Source organism: Pseudomonas sp. JQ170C (assembly GCF_035581345.1).
In the GTDB taxonomy this organism is placed as follows: domain Bacteria; phylum Pseudomonadota; class Gammaproteobacteria; order Pseudomonadales; family Pseudomonadaceae; genus Aquipseudomonas.
In genome coordinates this window covers 1662877-1683989 of the sequence record NZ_CP141608.1, presented here as the reverse complement: position 1 = coordinate 1683989, position 21113 = coordinate 1662877, and the positions used below count along the sequence as shown (strand labels likewise).

The 21113-nt window shown below is 63.1% G+C and carries 23 protein-coding genes; 2 read left to right on the top strand and 21 right to left on the bottom strand.

Annotated features, from left to right (window positions below; translation table 11 throughout):
- Positions 1-5: 5 nt before the first annotated feature.
- The 5 genes from ccmE to ccmA are packed head-to-tail and all read right to left on the bottom strand — an operon-like array spanning position 6 to position 2697.
- Positions 6-461, bottom strand: a complete 456-nt coding sequence (gene ccmE / locus U9R80_RS07820; RefSeq protein ID WP_028945459.1) for a cytochrome c maturation protein CcmE — start codon at positions 459-461, stop codon at positions 6-8.
- Entirely contained in the window at positions 458-634 is a 177-nt protein-coding gene (ccmD, locus tag U9R80_RS07815; protein ID WP_028945460.1) for a heme exporter protein CcmD, read from the bottom strand. Before ccmD ends, ccmE begins: the two co-directional genes overlap by 4 nt.
- Entirely contained in the window at positions 631-1407 is a 777-nt protein-coding gene (locus U9R80_RS07810) for a heme ABC transporter permease (RefSeq protein WP_301836938.1), read from the bottom strand. The genes ccmD and U9R80_RS07810 overlap by 4 nt, the downstream gene beginning before the upstream one ends.
- Positions 1408-1450: 43 nt before the next feature.
- A complete protein-coding gene (gene ccmB / locus U9R80_RS07805) occupies positions 1451-2119 on the bottom strand; it encodes a heme exporter protein CcmB (protein ID WP_028945462.1) in 669 nt (222 codons plus the stop codon).
- Positions 2116-2697, bottom strand: a complete 582-nt coding sequence (ccmA, locus tag U9R80_RS07800; protein ID WP_324805193.1) for a cytochrome c biogenesis heme-transporting ATPase CcmA — start codon at positions 2695-2697, stop codon at positions 2116-2118. The genes ccmB and ccmA overlap by 4 nt, the downstream gene beginning before the upstream one ends.
- A 213-nt stretch (positions 2698-2910) precedes the next feature.
- On the opposite strand from ccmA, the gene fliK reads away from it, so the two are divergent.
- Both fliK and U9R80_RS07790 read left to right on the top strand, forming a co-directional pair.
- Positions 2911-4476: a flagellar hook-length control protein FliK gene (fliK, locus tag U9R80_RS07795; protein ID WP_301836940.1), complete on the top strand. Its 1566-nt coding sequence runs from the start codon at positions 2911-2913 to the stop codon at positions 4474-4476.
- A gap of 94 nt (positions 4477-4570) precedes the next feature.
- Positions 4571-4873 carry an EscU/YscU/HrcU family type III secretion system export apparatus switch protein gene (locus U9R80_RS07790; protein WP_301836941.1) on the top strand — a complete coding sequence of 101 codons (303 nt, stop codon included), beginning with the start codon at positions 4571-4573 and terminating at the stop codon, positions 4871-4873.
- Between the two features lie 101 nt (positions 4874-4974).
- Here the strand turns inward: U9R80_RS07790 and U9R80_RS07785 are convergent, their stop codons facing one another.
- The 16 genes from U9R80_RS07785 to fliR all read right to left on the bottom strand — a co-directional run bounded on the left by U9R80_RS07785 (position 4975) and on the right by fliR (position 21110).
- Positions 4975-5367 carry a DUF2802 domain-containing protein gene (locus U9R80_RS07785; RefSeq protein ID WP_301836942.1) on the bottom strand — a complete coding sequence of 131 codons (393 nt, stop codon included), beginning with the start codon at positions 5365-5367 and terminating at the stop codon, positions 4975-4977.
- 1 nt (position 5368) lies between these two features.
- Complete coding sequence (locus U9R80_RS07780) at positions 5369-5848, bottom strand: chemotaxis protein CheW (protein ID WP_028945467.1); 480 nt, start codon at positions 5846-5848, stop codon at positions 5369-5371.
- 60 nt (positions 5849-5908) lie between these two features.
- Positions 5909-6733 (bottom strand): CheW domain-containing protein, encoded by an 825-nt coding sequence (locus U9R80_RS07775; protein ID WP_301836943.1) that lies wholly within the window; start codon positions 6731-6733, stop codon positions 5909-5911.
- Positions 6733-7521 (bottom strand): ParA family protein, encoded by a 789-nt coding sequence (locus tag U9R80_RS07770; RefSeq protein WP_301836944.1) that lies wholly within the window; start codon positions 7519-7521, stop codon positions 6733-6735. The genes U9R80_RS07775 and U9R80_RS07770 overlap by 1 nt, the downstream gene beginning before the upstream one ends.
- 44 nt (positions 7522-7565) lie before the next feature.
- Entirely contained in the window at positions 7566-8453 is an 888-nt protein-coding gene (motD, locus tag U9R80_RS07765) for a flagellar motor protein MotD (RefSeq protein WP_301836945.1), read from the bottom strand.
- Between the two features lie 3 nt (positions 8454-8456).
- Complete coding sequence (locus U9R80_RS07760) at positions 8457-9197, bottom strand: flagellar motor protein (protein ID WP_028945471.1); 741 nt, start codon at positions 9195-9197, stop codon at positions 8457-8459.
- The gene (locus U9R80_RS07755) at positions 9197-10312 is read right to left on the bottom strand and encodes a protein-glutamate methylesterase/protein-glutamine glutaminase (protein WP_301836946.1); all 1116 of its coding nucleotides are present in this window, start codon (positions 10310-10312) and stop codon (positions 9197-9199) included. Before U9R80_RS07755 ends, U9R80_RS07760 begins: the two co-directional genes overlap by 1 nt.
- A 44-nt stretch (positions 10313-10356) precedes the next feature.
- Positions 10357-12582: a chemotaxis protein CheA gene (locus U9R80_RS07750; protein WP_301836947.1), complete on the bottom strand. Its 2226-nt coding sequence runs from the start codon at positions 12580-12582 to the stop codon at positions 10357-10359.
- Positions 12583-12594: 12 nt separating this feature from the next.
- Positions 12595-13383: a protein phosphatase CheZ gene (locus tag U9R80_RS07745; RefSeq protein WP_028945474.1), complete on the bottom strand. Its 789-nt coding sequence runs from the start codon at positions 13381-13383 to the stop codon at positions 12595-12597.
- A 20-nt stretch (positions 13384-13403) separates the two neighbouring features.
- Positions 13404-13778, bottom strand: coding sequence for a chemotaxis response regulator CheY (locus U9R80_RS07740; RefSeq protein WP_301836948.1), 375 nt, complete (start codon positions 13776-13778; stop codon positions 13404-13406).
- A gap of 104 nt (positions 13779-13882) precedes the next feature.
- Positions 13883-14623, bottom strand: a complete 741-nt coding sequence (gene fliA, locus U9R80_RS07735) for an RNA polymerase sigma factor FliA (RefSeq protein ID WP_028945475.1) — start codon at positions 14621-14623, stop codon at positions 13883-13885.
- Positions 14620-15453 carry a flagellar synthesis regulator FleN gene (gene fleN, locus U9R80_RS07730; protein ID WP_301836949.1) on the bottom strand — a complete coding sequence of 278 codons (834 nt, stop codon included), beginning with the start codon at positions 15451-15453 and terminating at the stop codon, positions 14620-14622. Before fleN ends, fliA begins: the two co-directional genes overlap by 4 nt.
- 119 nt (positions 15454-15572) lie before the next feature.
- Positions 15573-16883 (bottom strand): flagellar biosynthesis protein FlhF, encoded by a 1311-nt coding sequence (flhF, locus tag U9R80_RS07725; RefSeq protein WP_301836950.1) that lies wholly within the window; start codon positions 16881-16883, stop codon positions 15573-15575.
- Positions 16884-16894: 11 nt separating this feature from the next.
- A complete protein-coding gene (gene flhA / locus U9R80_RS07720; protein WP_301836951.1) occupies positions 16895-19024 on the bottom strand; it encodes a flagellar biosynthesis protein FlhA in 2130 nt (709 codons plus the stop codon).
- Positions 19025-19194: 170 nt separating this feature from the next.
- Entirely contained in the window at positions 19195-20331 is a 1137-nt protein-coding gene (flhB, locus tag U9R80_RS07715) for a flagellar biosynthesis protein FlhB (protein WP_301836952.1), read from the bottom strand.
- A gap of 2 nt (positions 20332-20333) precedes the next feature.
- Positions 20334-21110 (bottom strand): flagellar biosynthetic protein FliR, encoded by a 777-nt coding sequence (gene fliR, locus U9R80_RS07710; protein ID WP_301836953.1) that lies wholly within the window; start codon positions 21108-21110, stop codon positions 20334-20336.
- Between the last annotated feature and the right edge of the window lie 3 nt (positions 21111-21113).

The following is a 21113-nucleotide window of genomic DNA, read 5'->3' as shown; positions in this document are numbered from 1 at the left end:
CGCGTTCATGGCTTGGCTCCGGTGGTGGTCGCGGCCTGGCCGCTTTCCTGCAGGGCCTTGGTGACCTCGGGCGGCATGTACTTCTCGTCATGCTTGGCCAGCACCTCGTCGGCTACCACAACGCCCTCGGCGTTGAGTTTGCCCAGGGCGACGATGCCCTGCCCTTCACGGAACAGGTCGGGAAGAATGCCGCGGTAGGTGATCGGCACCGACTTGTTGAAGTCGGTGACCACGAAACGCACGTCGAGCGAATCACCCGATCGCTGCAGCGAGCCGGCTTCGACCATGCCGCCTGCGCGAATACGGGTGTCCAGCGGCGCTTCGCCATTGGCGATCTGGGTGGGGGTGTAGAACAGGTTGATGTTCTGTTGCAGCGCACTCAGGGCCAGGCCCACGGCGACACCCACGCCCGCCAGCAGGCCGAGAATGATAAACAGGCGCTTCTTGCGTTGCGGATTCACTGGTTGCTCTCCCGGCGCAGACGGCGCGCCTCTTCTTGCAGGTAACGGCGCCGGGCCAGCAAGGGCGAGGCAACGTTGACAGCCAGCACCAGCAGGCAGATGCCGTAGGCCGACCAGACATACAGGCCGTGATGGCCCATGGCGAGAAAATCACTGAAGGAGGCGAAACTCATCGTGCCATCCCCCGACCCAGGCAGTTCATGACCTCCTCCTTGACCCAACTGGCGCGTGCTTCGCGCTTGAGGACTTCAAGGCGCATGCGCAGCAGCAGCACCGCACCGAAGAAGCAATAGAAGCCCAGGACCGTCATCAGCAGCGGCAGCCACATTTCGGCGGGCATCGCCGGCTTCTCGGTCAGGGTGAAGGTGGCGCCCTGGTGCAGGGTGTTCCACCACTCCACCGAATACTTGATGATCGGGATGTTGATCACCCCGACAATGGCCAGCACCGCGCAGGCCTTGGCCGCGCTCTCACGATTGCTGATAGCCTGGCCCAGGGCAATAAGACCGAAGTACAGAAAAAGCAGGATCAGCATCGACGTAAGGCGTGCATCCCAGACCCACCAACTGCCCCAGGTCGGCTTGCCCCAGATGGCGCCGGTGACCAGCGCCACGGCGGTCATCCAGGCACCGATGGGCGCTGCGCACTGCAGGGCGACGTCGGCGATTTTCATTTTCCAGACCAGCCCCACCACCCCGGCTACCGCCAGCATCACGTAGCACGACTGGGCCAGCATGGCCGCGGGCACATGGATGTAGATGATGCGAAAACTGTTGCCTTGCTGGTAGTCCTGCGGCGCAAAGGCCAGGCCCCAGATCACGCCGATGCCGATCAACAGGATCGCGGCGACCGCAAGCCAGGGCAGCATGCGGCCACTGATGGCATAGAACCACTTGGGCGAACCCAGTTTATGAAACCACGTCCAGCTGATTGCGCTGCTTTTCATCACGGTACATCCAGGGTCTTTGCTGGGCTGTGCCCAGACCTCATTATTCGCCGACGCTGATCTTCAGGCCAGCCGCTATTGCAAAGGGTGCCAGAGTTACTGCCAGGGCGGTCAGGCTGCCAAGCCAGAGCAGATAACCGGTCGCCGGCATAGCTTGCAATGCCGCCTGCAAGGCGCCACTGCCCAGGATCAACACCGGGATATATAACGGCAAAATAAGTAGCGCCAACAAAAGGCCGCCACGTTTCAAACCAACGGTCAGGGCGGCCCCCACTGCACCCAGAAGGCTCAGTACGGGAGTACCCAGCAACAACGATGCCAGCAATACCGGCAGGCACGCCGCAGGCAATCCCAGCATCAGTGCCAGCAAGGGTGCCAACAATACCAGTGCCAGCCCGGAAAAGGCCCAGTGTGCCAGCACTTTCGCCAGTACCAGAAGAGGTAGGGGGTGCGACGAAAGGACCCACTGCTCCAGCGATCCATCCTCGAAATCACTGCGAAAAAGCCCGTCCAGCGAGAGCAGAACCGATAAAAGTGCAGCGACCCAGACCAGCCCCGGAGACAAGGTTTGCAACAATTGAGTCTCAGGACCGACCGCCAATGGGAACAGCGCGATCACAATAGCGAAGAACACCAGGGGGTTGGCAAGCTCTGCGGGGCGTCGGCACAGCAGGCGCGCTTCACGGCGCAACAACAAAACAAACACACTCATGCGGCCCACTGCCCCAGGTTCAGTTCACGGTAACCGGACGGCTTGCGTTCCAGGGTGTGGTGGGTGGTCAGCACGACCATGCCGCCCTGCTCGCAATGTGCGGCCAGGTGCGCTTCAAGTTGCGCAACCCCCTGCTTGTCGAGAGCGGTGAAGGGTTCGTCGAGAATCCACAACGGCGGGCTGTCCAAGTACAAACGGGCCAGGGCCACACGGCGCTGCTGGCCGGCCGACAGGGTATGACAGGGCACATCTTCAAAACCGCGAAGGCCCACCGCTTCGAGTGCCTTCCAGATGGCTGCGGGATCAGCCGGCGTATGCAGCGCACAGAGCCAGCCGAGGTTTTCTTCGGGGCTGAGCAAATCCTTGATGCCGGCGGCGTGGCCGATCCACAAGAGGATTTTCGCCAGCTCGTGGCGCTGCCCGAGCAAGGGCTTGCCGTGCAGGCGAATCTCGCCGGCCGTCGGCTGCATCAGGCCGGCCAACAGGCGTAACAGGCTGGTTTTGCCGCTGCCGTTGGGGCCGCTGATCTGCAACATGTCACCGGCGGCCAGGTGCAGCTCGAGGTTCTCGAAGAGCATTCGCCAGTCGCGCTCGCAGGCCAGGCCTACGGCTTGGAGATGAGGGGTCACGGTTTCGCCTTATGCTGGGATGCCTGTCTCAAGTCGGCCTCGGCCCTGCCGTTATAGTGGCAACGGATACAAGGCCCGATCGCGCTGAGCGCAAATGATCGGGCGGCATTATACATGTGATGTCCTACTGCAAAGAGGGCTATTTCAACAGGTTGCCAGCTGATGACAGGTGAAATTAACAACCTTGGCCCGCAGGCTCCAGCCGGCCCTTCGCTGCGTGCTTCGGCGACCGGTGAACTGCTGCGCCTGCTGCAGCCCCAACAGGCCTTGCTGGCCCCCGGTGAAACGGCCAAAGCCGAGGTTTTGGCCCTGCGCCAGGTCGGGCAGGATTTCCAGCTGTTGCTCAAGCTGACCCAGGAAAACGGCAAGCAGCTCACCGTTCAGGCCAACAGCAACCTGGCACTGCCCCAGGGCAGCCTGCTGGCGGTGAGCCAGAGCAGCGCCAGCAACCTCTCCATCAGCCTGCAGCAAGTGCTCGCCAGCAGCGTCGCCAGCCTGACCCGCCTCGACACCCGCCAGACCCCGGTGGGCAGCCTGCTGCAAGGCAAGGTCGTGACCAGCCAGGCGCTGCCCCAGGCCGCAGGCCAGGTGGCCCAGTACCGCTCGCTGGTCAGCTTGCTGGGCCCGCAAGCCGGCACCACCCTTACCCTGGACAGCCCGCGGCCGCTGGCGGTGGGCAGCCTGCTCAGTGCACGGGTGCAAGGTGACCAGTCATTGCAATTCGTGCCCCTGAGCGGGCGTCAGGATCAACTGGCGATCGCCCAGCAACTGGGCACCCAGCAAAGCCGCCAGGCGTCGCTGCAAGGGTTGCTCAGCGCGTTGCAGCAACTGCGTCAGGACAGCGGCCAAAGCGGCGAGCTACGCAACAGCGTCGACAAGCTGCTGGCCAGCCTGCCCGATGCCCGTCAGCTCAGCGATCCAAAGGGCCTGGCCCAGGCCTTGAACAACAGCGGTGCATTTCTTGAAGCCAAGCTGCTGGGCGGCCTGGGCCAGCAGCTGGCGCCAGACTTCAAGGCCCAGGTAGTGCGCCTGGTGGCGCAGTTACTGCCAGGGCTGCCAGGCACCAGCACCTTCAACCCGGCAGCCGCCGCCGGCACCCTGGCCCAGGCAATGCCCGGCATGGTCCGCAATGCCCTGGGGATGCTCGGCCAGGTCAGCCCACGCCCCCACCCGGGCAGCTTTCCCCTGCCCTCCCGGCTGCTCAAGAGCCAGGACGGCGAGGCTGACCTTGAACACCTGCTGCGCTTGGCCGCCGCTGCCATCTCACGCCTGCAGAGCCATCAACTGGCCAGCCTCGAACAGACCGGCACCACGCCCGACGGCAACCTGCAAACCACCTGGCAGCTGGAAATTCCCCTGCGCAGCGGTCAGGACTTCATCCCCCTGCAGTTCAAATTGCAACGCGAAGAGACGCCGGAACAACAAAACGATCCACAGCGTGAACAGCGCGACCCGCTGGAAATGCTCTGGCGCATCGAGCTGTCGTTCGACCTGCATCCACTGGGGCCGCTGCAGGTCCAGGCGCAGATCAGCCAGGGCAGCCTGTCGAGCCAGCTGTGGGCCGAGCTGCCCAGTACCGCACGGTTGATCGACAGTCAGTTGGGCAACCTGCGCGAGCGCCTGCTGGCACGCGGCGTGAACGTGACGGAACTGTGCTGCCATCACGGCACACCGCCCCAGGGGCCGCGCACGCGCCTGGAACAACGCTGGGTGGATGAAACCGCATGACCCACAGAATGTGTAGGAGCGGGCTTGCCCCGCGATGCAATGTAACCTTCAAAACGCTATCGCGGGGCAAGCCCGCTCCTACAGGGGAATGTTGATGACTGATAAGACGGCCATTGCCCTGACCTATGACGGCCAGCAGGCGCCGACCCTGAGCGCCAAGGGCGACGACGCATTGGCCGAGGCGATCCTGGCCATTGCCCGCGAGCACGAAGTGCCAATCTATGAAAACGCCGAACTGGTGCGGCTGCTGGCGCGCATGGAGCTGGGGGATCAGATACCCGAGGCGCTGTATCTGACCCTTGCCGAAATCATCGCCTTTGCCTGGCAACTCAAGGGCAAGGTGCCGGTGGGGTTTGTCGACCAGGGGCCGCAGGAGCGGGATATCACCCCGCCCTGAACCACGGTAGGAACGGGCTTGTTGTAGGAACGGGCTTGCCCCGCGATAGCGATCTGTCAGTCACATCGCATCGCGGGGCAAGCCCGCTCCTACGCAGGGTTTCAGTTGCGGTGCACTTTGCTCATCAACTCGGCCTCAGCCTGGGTCAGGCCGCAGGTCTGGGTCAGTTCGTCGACACTCGCCCCCATGCTCACCAGCCGCGCCGCTTGCGCGAACGACAGGCTGTTGGGGTCGCGCTGCTCCAGTTGCAACAGCTTGTCGGGCAGCGGCGCTACCACGGTGCACAGCTCGTGCAGGGTCTCGCCCATACGCACGCTGCCGTTCTGGTAGTCGTCCAGGCGCTTGGCCAGGTCCTTGATGCGCTGGTCGCGCAACGCATCACCCTGGGCCTGCTGAGCGGCCAGTTCACGCTGGCGCTTGCTGTAGCTCAAGAAGAGCCACAGGCTCACTGCCCACAGCAGCGCCAGAAATATGACTGCAGCCTCAAAGATCAACTCAGATGTTCTCCAGCTCGGACCACTCTTCCTCGGTCATCATCTTGTCCAGCTCGACCAGGATCAGCAGTTCGTTGTTCTTGTTGCACACGCCCTGAATGAACTTGGCCGATTCTTCGTTACCGACATTCGGTGCGGTTTCGATCTCGGACTGGCGCAGGTAAACCACTTCGGCAACGCTGTCGACCAGGATGCCGACCACTTGCTTGTCCGCCTCGATGATGACGATACGGCTGTTGTCGGTAATTTCACTCGACATCAGGCCGAAGCGCTGACGGGTGTCGATCACGGTGACCACATTGCCGCGCAGGTTGATGATGCCCAGCACATAGCTTGGGGCACCGGGGACCGGGGCGATTTCGGTATAGCGCAGGACTTCCTGCACCTGCATCACATTGATGCCGTAGGACTCGTTGTCCAGCTTGAAGGTAACCCACTGCAGGATCGGATCTTCGGAACCTTGCGCAGACGACTTTTTCATTCCCCTATCCCTCAAAATCCGCCTTCGGCGGTGTGCTCAGTGCGGTCGCGGTGCGACCGATCATTTATGGCTGATGTTCATGTGCTTGACCGCGCCGCTGGCAATCAACCCTGCCAGTTCGGCGACGTCGAGCAATGCACACATGTGTTCGATAACCGTGCCGGCCAGCCAAGGCCGCAGGCCACGCTGGCTGCGCCACTTGATCTCGTTGGGGTCCAGACGCAGCGATCGGCTGACCTGGTGTACCGCCAGCCCCCACTCATGGCCCTGGACCGAAATCACGTATTGCAGGCCCTGGCGAAAATCGTCGCGGTAGCGGTCGGGCATGACCCAGCGCGCGGTGTCCAGCACCTTCAAGTTGCCACCCTGGCTCGGCAGGATGCCCAGGAACCAGTCCGGCTGGCCGAACAGCGGCGTCAGCTCATGACCTTCCAGCGAGTAGATCGAGCCCAGGCACACCAACGGCACCGCCAGGGTCAACCCGGCGACATCGAACAGCAGGCACTCAAAGGGCTCGCCAGCCCAGGCCGGGCGACCGTCCACGGTCACGGGCGGCACTGGCTGGCTGATTGAAGCCGGCAGGTGCACGTCCACCAGCGGCTCGACCGCAGCCGGCACGGGGTCAACTTCTGGCATGTCAGCTGACAGCACTGGAGGTTCCGGCGCGAAAACCCGCAGCGGTACCGCCTCTACCGCGACGGCGACGGGCGCGCTGGCGACCTTAGCGTCGCGAACCTGCTCCTCGAGCACGGCGGCCTCGAAGTCATCGCTCTCGGCTGCCGGCTCGGGCAGCTCGAGGGCCTCGGTGGCCTCATACAGCAAGCCGTCGAGGTAGGACTGCAGGGCCAGCTGCGGGCCGGAGGCCAGCTGTAATGGACGGTTCATCAGGCCACCTGCTGGGCGAGGTTGTGCGTCAGCAGATGCTTGAGCAGTGCCCGGTAGGCCACCACCCCGCGACTCTTGCCGTCGAACTGGGAGGGTGTCTGCCCGGCCCGGCTGGCATCGCGCAGGCGGGTATCCACCGGGATGTAGCCCTGCCAGATGGTCTCCGGGTACGCGTCACGCAGCATGCGCAAGGTGCCCATCGAGGCCTGGGTGCGACGGTCGAACAGGGTCGGCACGATGTGATAGGGCAAGGCCTGCTTGCGCGAGCGGTTGACCATCGCCAGGGTGCTGACCATGCGTTCAAGGCCCTTGACCGCCAGGTACTCGGTTTGCACCGGGATCACCAGCTGCTGGCTGGCCGCCAGGGCGTTGACCATCAGCACGCCGAGCAGCGGCGGGCTGTCGATGATGGCGTAGTCGAAATCCTGCCACAGCTGCGCCAGAGACTTGGCGATCACCAGGCCCAGGCCGCTTTGCCCGGGCGACTGACGCTCCAGCACGGCCAGCGCGGTACTGGAGGGCAGCAGGGAAATATTCGGGTCGCTGGTTGGCAGCAGCAGTTGCCCGGGCAAGCCTTCAGGCACCGCACCCTTGTGCAGGAACAGGTCGTAGCAGCTGTGTTCCAGCACGTCCGGGTTGTGCCCGAAGTAGCTGGTCATGGACCCATGGGGGTCGAGGTCGACGACGACCACACGCTTGCCCGCCTCGGCCAGCAAACCGGCCAGGGCGATGGACGTGGTGGTCTTGCCGACGCCACCTTTTTGATTGGCTACTGCCCAGACTCTCATTACGTTGCTTCCTCCCGGTACGGCGGCTGCCCTGCCGGGAACGGTTATAAGTTCGGTGACGGAGGATTGACGCGACTGCCCCCCGACGGCGGTGATTGTGCTGGCGGTGCAGTTTGTGTGCCAGCACGCTTCAACGCCGCGTCCGGCGTGGCATTGGCGCTGCCCGAAGCGGTCAGGCTGCGGCGCACTTCAAGGTTGCGCGAGATCACCAGCACGACCCGCCGATTGCGCGCGCGCCCCTCGGCCGTGTCGTTGCCGGCAATGGGCTGGAACTCGCCATAGCCCACCGAGGCCATGCGCGCCGGATTGACACCGTCCATGGCCAGCAAGCGGACGATGCTCGCCGCCCGTGCCGATGACAGCTCCCAGTTGGTCGGGTACTGCGCGGTGCGAATCGGCAAGTCGTCGGTAAAGCCTTCGACATGCACGGGGTTGGCGAAGGGTTTGAGGATCCTGGCCACCTTCTCGATGATGCTGAAGGCAATGTCGCTTGGCATGGCATCGCCGCTGCCGAACAACAGCGAGGAGTTGAGCTCGATCTCCACCCACAGTTCGTTGCCACGCACGGTCATCTGGTCGGACTTGATCAGGTCGCCAAAGGCATCGCGCACATCGTCGGCAATCGACTTGAGCGGATCATTGCTGGCGCCCGCAACGCCTGCATCAACCTGCTCGCTGTCCTTGACCAGGGGTTCGGCGGGCCTGACGCTGAGCGGACGCTCATCGCCGATCGGGATCGGCCGCATGCTCCGCTCGGGGTCGTTGAACACGCCGATCAGGGCCTCGGAAACGATCTTGTACTTGCCCTCGTTGATCGAGGATATCGAGTACATGACCACGAAGAAGGCGAACAGCAAGGTGATGAAGTCCGCGTAGGACACCAGCCAGCGTTCGTGGTTTTCATGTTCCTCGGGTGGTCGACGGCGCGCCATGTGTTACTCCATGAAGCCCTGAAGCTTCAGCTCGATCGAGCGCGGGTTCTCGCCTTCGGCGATTGACAACAGCCCTTCCAGGAGCATTTCCCGGTAGCGCGACTGACGCAGGGCCAGGGCCTTGAGCTTGTTGGCCACTGGCAGGAGGATCAAGTTGGCGCTGGCCACGCCATAGATCGTGGCCACGAAGGCCACCGCAATGCCGGTACCGAGTTGCGAAGGGTCGGCCAGATTGCCCATTACATGGATCAGGCCCATGACCGCACCGATGATGCCGATGGTTGGCGCGTAGCCGCCCATGCACTCAAACACCTTGGCCGCCTGGATATCGCGGCTTTCCTGGGTGTAGAAATCAACTTCAAGAATGCTGCGGATGGCTTCGGGCTCGGCGCCATCGACCAGCAACTGCAGGCCCTTGCGCGCATAGGGGTCAGGCTCGGCATCGGCCACGCCTTCAAGGCCCAGCAGGCCTTCCTTGCGCGCGGTCAGGCTCCAGTTCACGACCCGGTCAATGCCACCGGCCAGGTCGACCCGGGGCGGGAAGATGATCCAGCGGACAATCTGCAGCGCGCGCTTGAAGGCGCTCATGGGCGACTGCAGCAATGCCGCCGCCAGGGTACCGCCCAGGACGATCAGCGCCGCCGGGCCGTTGATCAGCGCCGACAGGTGACCGCCTTCGAGGTAGTTGCCACCGACAATCGCGACAAAGGCCAGGATGATGCCGATCAGGCTCAGGACATCCATCAGACGCAGGCCTCGACCAGGTGCTTGCCGATCTCGTCCAGGCTGTACACCGCATCGGCCAGGTTGGCTTTGACGATCGCCATGGGCATGCCATAGATCACGCAGCTGGCTTCATCCTGGGCCCACACCGTGCTGCCGCCCTGCTTGAGCAGGCGCGCGCCTTCACGGCCATCGGCGCCCATGCCGGTGAGCACCACCGACAGAACCTTGTCGCCGTAGGACTTGGCTGCCGAACCAAAGGTGATGTCCACGCAGGGCTTGTAGTTCAGGCGCTCGTCGCCGGGCAGTATCTTCACCGCACCGCGGCCGTCCACCATCATCTGCTTGCCACCCGGAGCCAGCAGGGCCAGGCCGGGGCGCAGCATGTCGCCGTCCTCGGCTTCCTTGACGCTGATCTTGCACAGCTTGTCGAGACGCTCGGCGAAGGCCTTGGTGAAGGCCGCCGGCATGTGCTGGACCAACACGATCGGCGCCGGGAAATTGGCCGGCAACTGGGTCAGTACCCGTTGCAGTGCCACCGGGCCACCGGTGGAGGTACCAATGGCCACCAGCTTGTAGGGCTTGCGCTTGGGTGCCGGCGACGTCGCGGCCGCAGTGCTGCGCACCGGGGCCGCAGGGCGTGGTGCCGGGCTGGCGCCCAGGCTGCTGACACTTGGCTGGACGTGGGCCACTGACTGCGGGGCGGGCGTGGGGCTGGCATATGCGCTGACACGCCGGTTGCTGCGCGAAATGGTGTGGACCTTTTCGCACAGCAGTTGCTTGACCTTCTCGGGGTTGCGCGAGATGTCTTCAAAGTTCTTGGGCAGGTAGTCGACCGCGCCGGCATCCAGCGCATCGAGGGTGACGCGGGCGCCTTCGTGGGTCAGCGAGGAGAACATCAACACCGGGGTCGGGCAGCGCTGCATGATGTGTCGCACTGCGGTGATGCCGTCCATCATGGGCATTTCGTAGTCCATGGTGATGACATCGGGCTTGAGCGACAGTGCCTGGTCGATCGCTTCCTTGCCGTTGGTTGCGGTACCGACGACCTGGATAGTCGGGTCCGCTGAAAGAATTTCCGAGACACGGCGGCGGAAGAAACCGGAATCATCCACCACCAGGACCTTGACTGCCATAAACACTCCATTAGGGGGCGCGGCATGCGGCCGCGCCACCAGAATCAAATACGCCGGGCGGCGTAACGCTTGAGCATGCTTGGCACATCGAGGATCAGCGCAATGCGCCCGTCACCGGTAATGGTGGCGCCCGACATGCCGGGAGTGCCCTGGAGCATCTTGCCCAGCGGTTTGATGACCACTTCTTCCTGGCCCACCAACTGATCGACGACGAAGCCGATCCGCTGGGTGCCTACCGAAAGGATCACCACGTGCCCTTCGCGTTGCTCTTCATGAGCGGCGGAACTGACCAGCCAGCGCTTGAGGTAGAACAGCGGCAAGGCTTTGTCGCGCACGATCACCACCTCCTGGCCGTCGACCACGTTGGTGCGCGACAGGTCCAGGTGGAAGATCTCGTTGACGTTGACCAGCGGGAAGGCGAACGCCTGGTTGCCCAGCATCACCATCAGGGTCGGCATGATCGCCAGGGTCAGCGGGACCTTGATGACGATCTTCGAGCCCAGGCCCTTGGTCGAGTAGATATTGATCGAGCCGTTGAGCTGGGCAATCTTGGTCTTCACCACGTCCATGCCGACGCCACGCCCGGACACGTCCGAGATCTCGGTCTTGGTCGAGAAGCCCGGGGCGAAGATCAGGTTGTAGCACTCGGTGTCGCTCAGGCGCTCGGCGGCATCCTTGTCCATCACCCCGCGCTTGACCGCAATGGCGCGCAGGACGTTGGCGTCCATGCCCTTGCCGTCATCGGAGATCGACAGCAGGATGTGATCGCCCTCCTGCTCGGCCGACAGCACCACCTTGCCGCTGCGAGTCTTGCCGGCGGCTTCGCGCTCTTCGGGGGTTTCGATGCCGTGGTCGACGGCGTTGCGCACCAAGTGCACAAGCGGGTCGGCCAGCGCCTCGACGAGGTTCTTGTCGAGGTCGGTTTCTTCACCGACCAGCTCAAGGTTGATCTCTTTCTTCAGTTGCCGGGCCAGGTCGCGTACCAGGCGCGGGAAGCGACCGAAGACCTTCTTGATCGGCTGCATGCGGGTTTTCATCACCGCGGTCTGCAGGTCGGCCGTGACCACGTCCAGGTTGGACACCGCCTTGGACATGGCTTCATCGCCGCTGTTCAGGCCCAGGCGCACCAGGCGGTTACGCACCAGCACCAGTTCGCCGACCATGTTCATGATCTCGTCCAGGCGTGCGGTATCGACCCGCACGGTGGTTTCCGCTTCGCTGGCCGGGTGCTTCTCGGCAGCGGGCGACGCCTGTCGGGCCGGTGCCGGTGCAGCCGCCTTGGCAGGCGCAGCAGCGGCAGCAGGCTTGGCAGCCGCCACCGGGGCCTGGGCCGGAGCCGAGACAGGCTTGGCCGCTACCGCAGCGGTTGACGACGCGGCCGGGGCCACGCTGTCTGGGGTGAACTTGCCCTTGCCGTGCAGCTCATCGAGCAGGGCTTCGAATTCGTGTTCGCTGATGTGATCGGCAGCAGGCTCGGCTACTGGCGCAGGTGCCTGGGCCGCCGCCGCAGGCAATGCATCGACGGCAAAGGTGCCCTTGCCATGCAGTTGGTCGAGCAGCGCTTCAAATTCGTCGTCGGTGATTTCGTCGCTGGCGCCCTGGGCCGCTACCGGCTCGGCCGCTGCTGGTGCCGCAAGGCTGTCGGGGGCGAACTGGCCCTTGCCGTGCAGTTGGTCGAGCAACGACTCGAACTCGGCGTCAGTGATTTCATCGCTGGCTGCGTCGGGTGCCTGGGCCTGGGCTTCAGCCTCGGCCTTGACCGCATTGAGCGAGTCGAGCAGCTGCTCGAATTCGGTGTCGGTGATGTCTGCTTCGGCGGCGGCCTGGGGGGCTGTCTCCTGCACAGGCTCGGCCACAGGGGCCGGCGCTTGTTCGGCACCCGCCGGCTCGGCCAGGCGCGACAAGGCCGCCAGCAGCTCAGGCGTGGCCGGGGTGACATCGGTGCGCTCGCGCACCTGACCGAACATGCTGTTGACGGTATCCAGGGCTTCCAGGACCACGTCCATCAGTTCGGCATCGACGCGCCGCTCACCCTTGCGCAGGATGTCGAAAACGTTCTCGGCGATGTGGCAGCACTCCACCAGCTCGTTGAGCTGGAGGAAGCCGGCGCCCCCTTTTACAGTGTGAAAACCGCGAAAGATCGCATTGAGCAGGTCGGCATCATCCGGGCGGCTTTCCAGCTCGACCAGTTGCTCGGACAGTTGCTCAAGAATCTCGCCGGCTTCTACCAGAAAATCCTGAAGGATTTCTTCATCGGCGCCGAAGCTCATTAAACGTGCTCCCTAAAAACCCAGGCTGGATAGCAGATCATCGACATCGTCCTGACCGGACACAACGTCTTCACGTTTATCGGCATGAATCTGCGGACCTTCACCCCGGGCCGGATGTTTTTCTTGATCTTTTTCAGCGCGCAGCTGCTGGTGGTCATGTTCGATACCGGCAAAGCGGTCGACCTGACTGGCCATCAGCACGAGCTTGAGCAGATTGCTTTCTACTTCGGTGACCAGTGCAGTGACGCGTTTGATCACCTGACCGGTCAGGTCTTGGTAGTCCTGAGCCAGCAGAATGTCGTTGAGGTGCCCGGCGACCTTGCGGTTGCCCTCGGCGCTGCGTGTCAGGAAACTGTCAACGCGCTTGGCCAGCTCACGGAACTCCGGCGCGGCCACTTCGCGGCGCATGAAACGCTGCCAGTCAACGCTCAGCGCCCTCGCCTCTTCGCCCAGTTCGTTGAGTACCGGGGTACTGGCTTCGACCAGGTCCATGGTGCGGTTGGCCGCGCCTTCGGTCAGCTTGACCACATAGGACAGGCGCTCGGTCGCATCGGTGATCTGCGACACTTCTTCGGCCTGCGGCATGTGCGGGTCGATCTGGAAGCTGACGATCGCGCTGTGCAGCTCACGCGTAAGCTTGCCGACTTCCTGGTACAGGCCACGGTCACGGGTCTGGTTCAGCTGATGGATCAGTTGTACCGCGTCGCCGAACTTGCCTCGCTCGAGGCTGTCGACCAGTTCCTGGGCGTGCTTCTTGAGCGTGGACTCGAACTCGCCCAAGGATGTTTGTGTTTGCTCCATAGCGCCCCCGTGGCGTGTCTTCAGCTGTTGACGCGCTCGAAGATCTTCTCGATTTTTTCTTTCAGCACCTGGGCCGTGAAAGGCTTGACCACGTAGCCATTGACGCCGGCCTGGGCCGCTTCGATGATCTGCTCGCGCTTGGCCTCGGCGGTTACCATCAGCACCGGCAGGTGCTTGAGGCGCTCGTCGGCGCGCACTTTGCGCAGCAGGTCGATGCCGGACATGCCAGGCATGTTCCAGTCGGTCACGAGAAAGTCGAAATGGCCGTTTTCGAGCATCGGCAACGCGGTGTTGCCGTCGTCAGCTTCCTGGGTGTTGGTGAAGCCCAGGTCACGCAGCAGGTTCTTGATGATCCGCCGCATCGTCGAGAAGTCGTCGACGATGAGGATTTTCATGTCTTTGTTCAATTAGACCTCCAAGCAGTCTTTAACGCGTTCAGCGCAGAACGCGCATTCAATCAATTCGGGCACTACATTTCGCGACTGCATTGAACCTGCGTTCAACGCGCTCGCCATTCTCCCAGGCGACTGCGCAAACGCGCTGCACACTGGCTGTGCAACTGGCTGACACGTGACTCGCTGACCCCCAGTACCTCACCGATTTCCTTGAGGTTCAGCTCTTCGTCGTAGTACAGGGCCAGGACCAGACGCTCACGCTCAGGCAAGTTGGCGATGGCGTCGGCCAGGGCCGCCTGGAAGCGCTCGTCTTCCAGGTCGCGCGACGGCTCGAGCTGGGCACTGGCGCCATCCTCGTGCAGGCCTTCATGTTCGCCGTCCTGCAACAGGTCGTCGAAACTGAACAGGCGACTGCCCAGGGTGTCATTCAAAATCCCGTAGTAATCATCGAGACTCAATTGAAGTTCGGCAGCAACCTCGTGATCTTTAGCGTCACGACCGGTTTTTGCTTCAATTGCGCGAATCGCGTCACTGACCATACGGGTGTTGCGGTGAACCGAACGTGGCGCCCAGTCCCCCTTGCGTACTTCGTCCAGCATTGCGCCGCGGATCCGGATGCCGGCGTAGGTCTCGAAACTGGCACCCTTGCTGGCGTCGTACTTGTTGGACACTTCGAGCAGGCCGATCATGCCGGCCTGGATCAGATCCTCCACCTGCACACTGGCCGGCAGACGCGCCAGCAGGTGATAGGCGATGCGCTTGACCAACGGCGCATAACGCTCGATCAACTCATACTGGGCATCTCGCGATGCCTTGCTGTACATCCGATATCCGCTGGCGCTCATAGCACAGGGCCCGCACTCGTCGGCTGCACCAGGCGCTCGACGAAAAACTCCAGGTGACCGCGCGGGTTGGCCGGCAACGGCCAGGTGTCGACTTTCTGGGCAATGGCCTTGAATGCCAGCGCGCACTTGGAACGCGGGAATGCCTCATAGACCGCGCGCTGCTTCTGCACGGCCTTGCGCACGCATTCGTCGTACGGTACGGCGCCGACGTATTGTAGGGCCACGTCCAGGAAGCGATCCGTGACCTTGGTCAACTTGGCGAACAAGTTGCGCCCTTCCTGCGGGCTCTGCGCCATGTTCGCCAGTACACGGAAACGGTTCATGCCGTAATCGCGATTGAGCAGTTTGATCAGCGCGTAGGCGTCGGTGATCGAGGTCGGCTCGTCACACACCACCAGCAACACTTCCTGCGCGGCGCGAACGAAACTGACCACCGACTCACCGATACCCGCAGCGGTATCGATCACCAGCACGTCGAGGTTGTCGCCCAGTTCGCTGAACGCCTGGATCAGGCCTGCGTGCTGTGCCGGCGCCAGGTGCACCATGCTCTGCGTGCCGGAGGCTGCCGGTACGATGCGTACACCGCCCGGCCCCTGCAACAGCACGTCGCGCAATTCACAGCGGCCTTCGATCACGTCGGCCAGGGTTCGCTTGGGCGTCAGCCCCAGTAGAACGTCGACGCTGGCCAGGCCCAGGTCGGCATCCAGCAGCATGACCCTACGGCCAAGCTCTGCCAGCGCCAACGACAGGTTCACCGACACATTGGTCTTGCCGACGCCACCTTTACCGCCAGTTACGGCGATTACCTGTACGGGATGCATGCTACCCATTTTTGTTCAATACCTTGTCTTGCTTAGACTGAGGCCACATAGCCGGCTGCGCTTTCAACACCTGAAAAATGCATGGCAGACCATCAATGCAGATACTTTGCAACGTCTTCACAATCACCTCAGCCAACACGCTTGCCGTGGCTGTGGTAGAGATCAGCGAACATATCGGCCATCGCCTCTTCGCTGGGCTCCTCCTGCATCTGCACGCTGACCGCACGGCTCACCAACTGGTGGCGACGCGGCAAGTGCAGATCGTCAGGAATGCGCGGCCCATCGGTTAGATAGGCCACTGGCAATTCATGACTGATGGCCAGGCTCAGGACTTCGCCGAGGCTGGCCGTTTCATCAAGTTTGGTCAGGATGCACCCGGCCAGCCCACAGCGCTTGTAGCTGTGATAGGCGGCAGTGAGCACCTGCTTCTGGCTGGTCGTCGCCAGCACCAGGTAATTCCTGGCGGCAATGCCGCGTCCGGCCAGGGTTTCAAGCTGCATGCGCAGGGCCGGGTCACTGGCCTGCAGGCCGGCGGTGTCAATCAGGATCACCCGTTTGCGCAGCAGCGGCTCCAGCGCCTGGGCCAGAGATTGGCCAGGGTCGACGTGGGTCACCGAGACGTTGAGGATGCGACCCAGTGTCTTGAGCTGCTCCTGCGCGCCGATACGGAAACTGTCCATGCTCACCAGGGCCATGTTCTGCGCGCCGTACTTGAGCACATAGCGCGCCGCAAGCTTGGCCAGGGTGGTGGTCTTGCCCATGCCGGCCGGGCCGACCATGGCAATGACACCGCCCTCTTCAATCGGCTCGACCTCCGGCACATGGATACGCCGCGCCAGGTGCGCGAGCAGCATGCGCCAGGCATGGCGCGGCTCGTCGATACCGACGATCTGATCGAGCAGCTCACGGGCAATCGGGCCGGTCAGGCCGATGCGCTGCAGGCGCCGCCAGAGATTGGCCTGTTGCGGCTGGCTGCCTTGCAGCTGGCTCCAGGCAAGCGAGCCCAACTGCACTTCGAGCAGTTCACGCAGGCCGTTGAGCTCCGAGCGCATGGCATCGAACAGGCGCGGGTCGACCGGTGCCGGTGCAGGCGCCTGGGGCGCGGCCGGCTCATCCACATGGGAGTCGACCAGCGGCTCGGAGGCGGTCAGCGGCAAGCCTGCAAACAGCTGGCGGTTGGCATCATCGCTGTCGCTGCGGGTACTGAGCTCGGCCTGGGCCGTGACAATCCGCGACTGCGTCTTGCGCAGTTCATCTTCCAGCTCCACATTCGGAACCCGTGGCGCCAGGGCAGACAGCTTGTAGTCCAGCGCAGCCGTCAGCTCGACACCGCCAGCAATCCGTCGGTTGCCGATGATGGCGGCATCAGCCCCCAGCTCATCTCGAACCAGCTTCATGGCCTGACGCATATCGGCGGCGAAAAAACGCTTAACTTGCATAACCCACTACCTCAGCCGTTGGGGCCTACTGTGGCAACGATGGTAACTTGCTTGTTGTCAGGTATTTCCTGATACGCCAAAACATGCAAATTCGGTACAGCCAGGCGACCAAAGCGCGACAGCATTGCACGGACCGGTCCTGCGACCAGCAGGATCGCCGGCTGCCCTTGCATCTCTTGACGCTGGGCAGCTTCGATCAACGAACGCTGAAGCTTTTCAGCCATGCTCGGCTCAAGAAGAACACCGTCTTCCTGACCTTGCCCGGCCCTTTGCAGACTATTGAGCAAAATCTGTTCCAACCTTGGTTCAAGGGTGATCACAGGCAGCTCGGACTCAACGCCGACAATGCTTTGCACGATGGCGCGACACAATCCGACGCGCACCACTGCCACCAGCGCGGCGGTATCTTGACTCTTGCCGGCATTGTTGGCGATAGCCTCGGCAATGCTACGGATATCACGCACCGGCACCTGCTCGGCAAGTAGCGCCTGCAGCACCTTGAGCAGCCCCGACAATGAAATGACACCCGGTACCAGCTCCTCGGCAAGCTTAGGCGATGCCTTGGCCAACACCTGCAAGAGTTGCTGGACCTCCTCGTGGCCGATCAACTCATGGCAGTGCTTGTGCAGAATCTGGTTGAGGTGGGTGGCGACCACGGTACTGGCATCCACCACGGTATAGCCCAGCGATTGCGCCTGGCTGCGCTGGCCGACGTCGATCCACACCGCCTCCAGGCCGAAGGCCGGGTCGCGGGCGGCAATGCCGTTGAGGGTGCCGAAAACCTGCCCCGGGTTGATCGCAAGCTCGCGGTCCGGGTAGATCTCGGCCTCGGCCAGGATCACCCCCATCAGGGTCAGGCGATAGGCGCTGGGCGCCAGGTCCAGGTTGTCGCGAATGTGTACCGTGGGCATGAGAAAGCCCAGGTCCTGGGAGAGCTTCTTGCGCACCCCCTTGATCCGCGCCAGCAATTGCCCACCCTGGTTGCGATCCACCAGGGGAATCAGCCGGTAACCCACCTCCAGGCCGATCATGTCGATGGGCGTGACGTCATCCCAACCCAGTTCCTTGGTATCGGCCGCGCGCTGTGGCGATGGCAACAAGTCCTGCTGACGCTGCACTTCCTCCAGGGCCTTTTGCTTGACCTGATTCTGTTTGCGCCACACCAGGTAGGCACCGCCGGCGGCCAGCAGGCCCAGGCTCAGGAAGGCAACATGCGGCATGCCCGGCACCAGGCCCATAACGATCATCACGCCCGCCGATACGCCCAGCGCCTTGGGCGAATCGAACATCTGCCGATTGATCTGGTTGCCCATGTCCTCGGAGCCGGAGGCACGGGTCACCATGATTGCGGCGGCGGTGGACAACAGCAGCGACGGCAGTTGCGCCACCAAACCGTCACCGATGGTCAACAGCGCGTAGACTTTGCCGGCGTCGCCGAAGGTCATGCCGTGCTGGAACATACCGACCAGCATGCCGCCGATCAGGTTGATGAACAGGATCAGCAGGCCGGCGATGGCGTCACCGCGCACGAACTTGCTGGCACCGTCCATAGAACCGTAGAACTCGGCCTCCTGGGCCACTTCCGAACGCCGCGCCTTGGCCTGGCTCTGATCGATCAGGCCGGCGTTGAGGTCGGCGTCGATGGCCATCTGCTTGCCCGGCATCGCATCGAGGGTAAAGCGTGCGCTCACCTCGGAAATACGCCCGGCACCCTTGGTCACCACCACGAAGTTGATGATCATCAGGATCGCGAACACCACGATACCGACCACATAGTTGCCGCCGATCACCACCTCGCCGAAGGCCTGGATCACCTTACCGGCGGCGGCATGGCCTTCATGACCATGGAGCATCACCACCCGCGTGGACGCCACGTTCAGGGCCAGGCGCAGCAAGGTGGCCACCAGCAGGATGGTTGGGAAAGCGGCGAAATCCAGCGGGCGCAGGGCGTAGACGCAGACCAGCAGGACCACGATCGACAAGGCGATGTTGAAGGTGAAAAACACGTCGAGCAGGAACGGCGGGATCGGCAACATCATCATTGCCAGCATCACCAGCAGCAACAGCGGCACACCCAGGTTACCCCGGCCCAGGCCGGCCAGGTTGTTGCGGGCACTGTTGATTAACTGAGAGCGATCCACCGGTATTCCTCGTTAGCTCAAGCAAAACTTTGACGCGAAATGACGCGCGCAGCGCTGCCTTTGCAAGAAGCTTTCCAACTTTTCAAATACCGGGGAATTAGGCTGCAGGAGCGGGCTTGCCCCGCGATAGCGTTGTGCCTGACACATCGGCTCGCGGGGCAAGCCCGCTCCTACTGGTCGCGGCGCAGGTCCGGCGGGATCGGCAGGTCTTTGAGCGGCTCCGGCGGCTTGCCCTTGCCCGCCCGGTACTGGCGGATCTGGTAGACGTAGGCCAGCACCTGGGCGACCGCCAGGTACAGGCCCGCCGGGATTTCCTGCTCAAGCTCGGTGGAGTAGTAGATCGAACGCGCCAGCGCCGGGGATTCGAGCAGCTGGATGTTGTGCTCCTGGCCGATCTCTCGGATCTTCAAGGCCAGGAAGTCCGTGCCCTTGGCCAGCAACAGCGGCGCCGCGCCCTTCTCCGGGTCGTACTTGAGCGCCACGGCGTAGTGGGTCGGGTTGGTGATGATCACGTCCGCCTCGGGCACCGCCGCCATCATCCGTCGCTGCGACATCTCGCGCTGCAGTTGGCGAATACGCTGTTTGACCTCGGGCTTGCCTTCGCTGTCCTTGTATTCGTCGCGCACTTCCTGCTTGGTCATTTTCAGCTTCTTCAGCGACTGCCACAGCTGGAACGGCGCATCCACCGCCGCGATCAGCAGCAGCCCCGCCGCCATCCACAGGGCACTCCAGCCCACCACCTGCACGCTGTGGATAATCGCCTGCTCGATGGGCTCGTTGGCGATGGCCAGCAGGTCGTCACGGTCAGAGGCCAGCACCACCAGCGCCACGATGAGGATCACGAAGAACTTGGCCAGGGCCTTGATCAGCTCGACCAGGGCATGCATGGAGAACATCCGCTTGATACCGGCCAGCGGGTTCATGCGGCTGAACTTGGGCGCCAGCGTTCCCCCCGCGAACAGCCAGCCGCCCAAGGAGATCGGGCCGATGATCGCCGCCAGCAGCAGCACCAGCAGCACCGGCTGGGTGGCCAGCAAGGCCATTTTCCCCGAGGCCATCAGGAAGATGCCCATCGAGCGCTCATCAATCAGCACCTCCCGCGAGAGGCTGAAATTGATCCGCATCAGCTCCATCAGGGTTTCCGCCAGGCCACCGCCAAACGCCAGCAGGGCACCGGCACCGGCCAGGGTCACGGCAACGGTGTTGAGCTCCTTGGAGCGGGCAATCTCACCTTTCTCGCGCGAGTCCTTCTTGCGCTTCTCGGTGGGGTCTTCTGTCTTGTCCTGACCGCTTTCGCTCTCTGCCATGCTCAGCGCGCCCGTGCCAGTTCACGCAGCCACTGCAATGCTTCGCTGGCCAGCGCCTGGTAGTGAGGAAGTACGTCGGCCAGGCCGACCCAGAAAATACCCATGCCCATGACCAGGGTCAGCGGGAAACCAATGGAGAAGATGTTCAGTTGCGGCGCGGCACGGGTCATGACGCCGAAGGCGATGTTGACCACCAGCAGGGCGGTGATCACCGGCAGCACCAGCAGCAAGGCCGCGCCAAACACCCAGCCCAGGCGCCCCGCCAGGTCCCAGAAGTGATTGACCAGCAAGCCGCCACCGATGGGCAGCGTAGTGAAGCTCTCGGTCAGTACCTCGAACACCACCAGGTGGCCGTTCATGGCCAGGAAAAGCAGGGTCACCAGCATGGTCAGGAACTGGCTGATCACCGCCACGTTGACGCCGTTGGCCGGGTCGACCATGGAGGCAAAGGCCATACCCATCTGGATCGCGACGATCTGCCCGGCCACCACGAACACCTGGAACAACAGCTGCAACGACATGCCCAGCAGCGCGCCGATAATCACCTGTTCGGCAATCAGCAGCAGCGCACTGAGGTCCAGGGCGTGTACTTCCGGCAGCGCTGGCAAGGCGGGAACGATGACGACGGTGATGGCCACGGCGAAGTACAGGCGAATCCGCGCCGACACCAACGTAGTACCGAACACCGGCATGGTCATCAGCACCGCGGCCACGCGGAACAGCGGCAGGATGAAGCTGGCTACCCAGGTGCCGATCTGCGTGTCGGTCAGCTCCAGCATGCC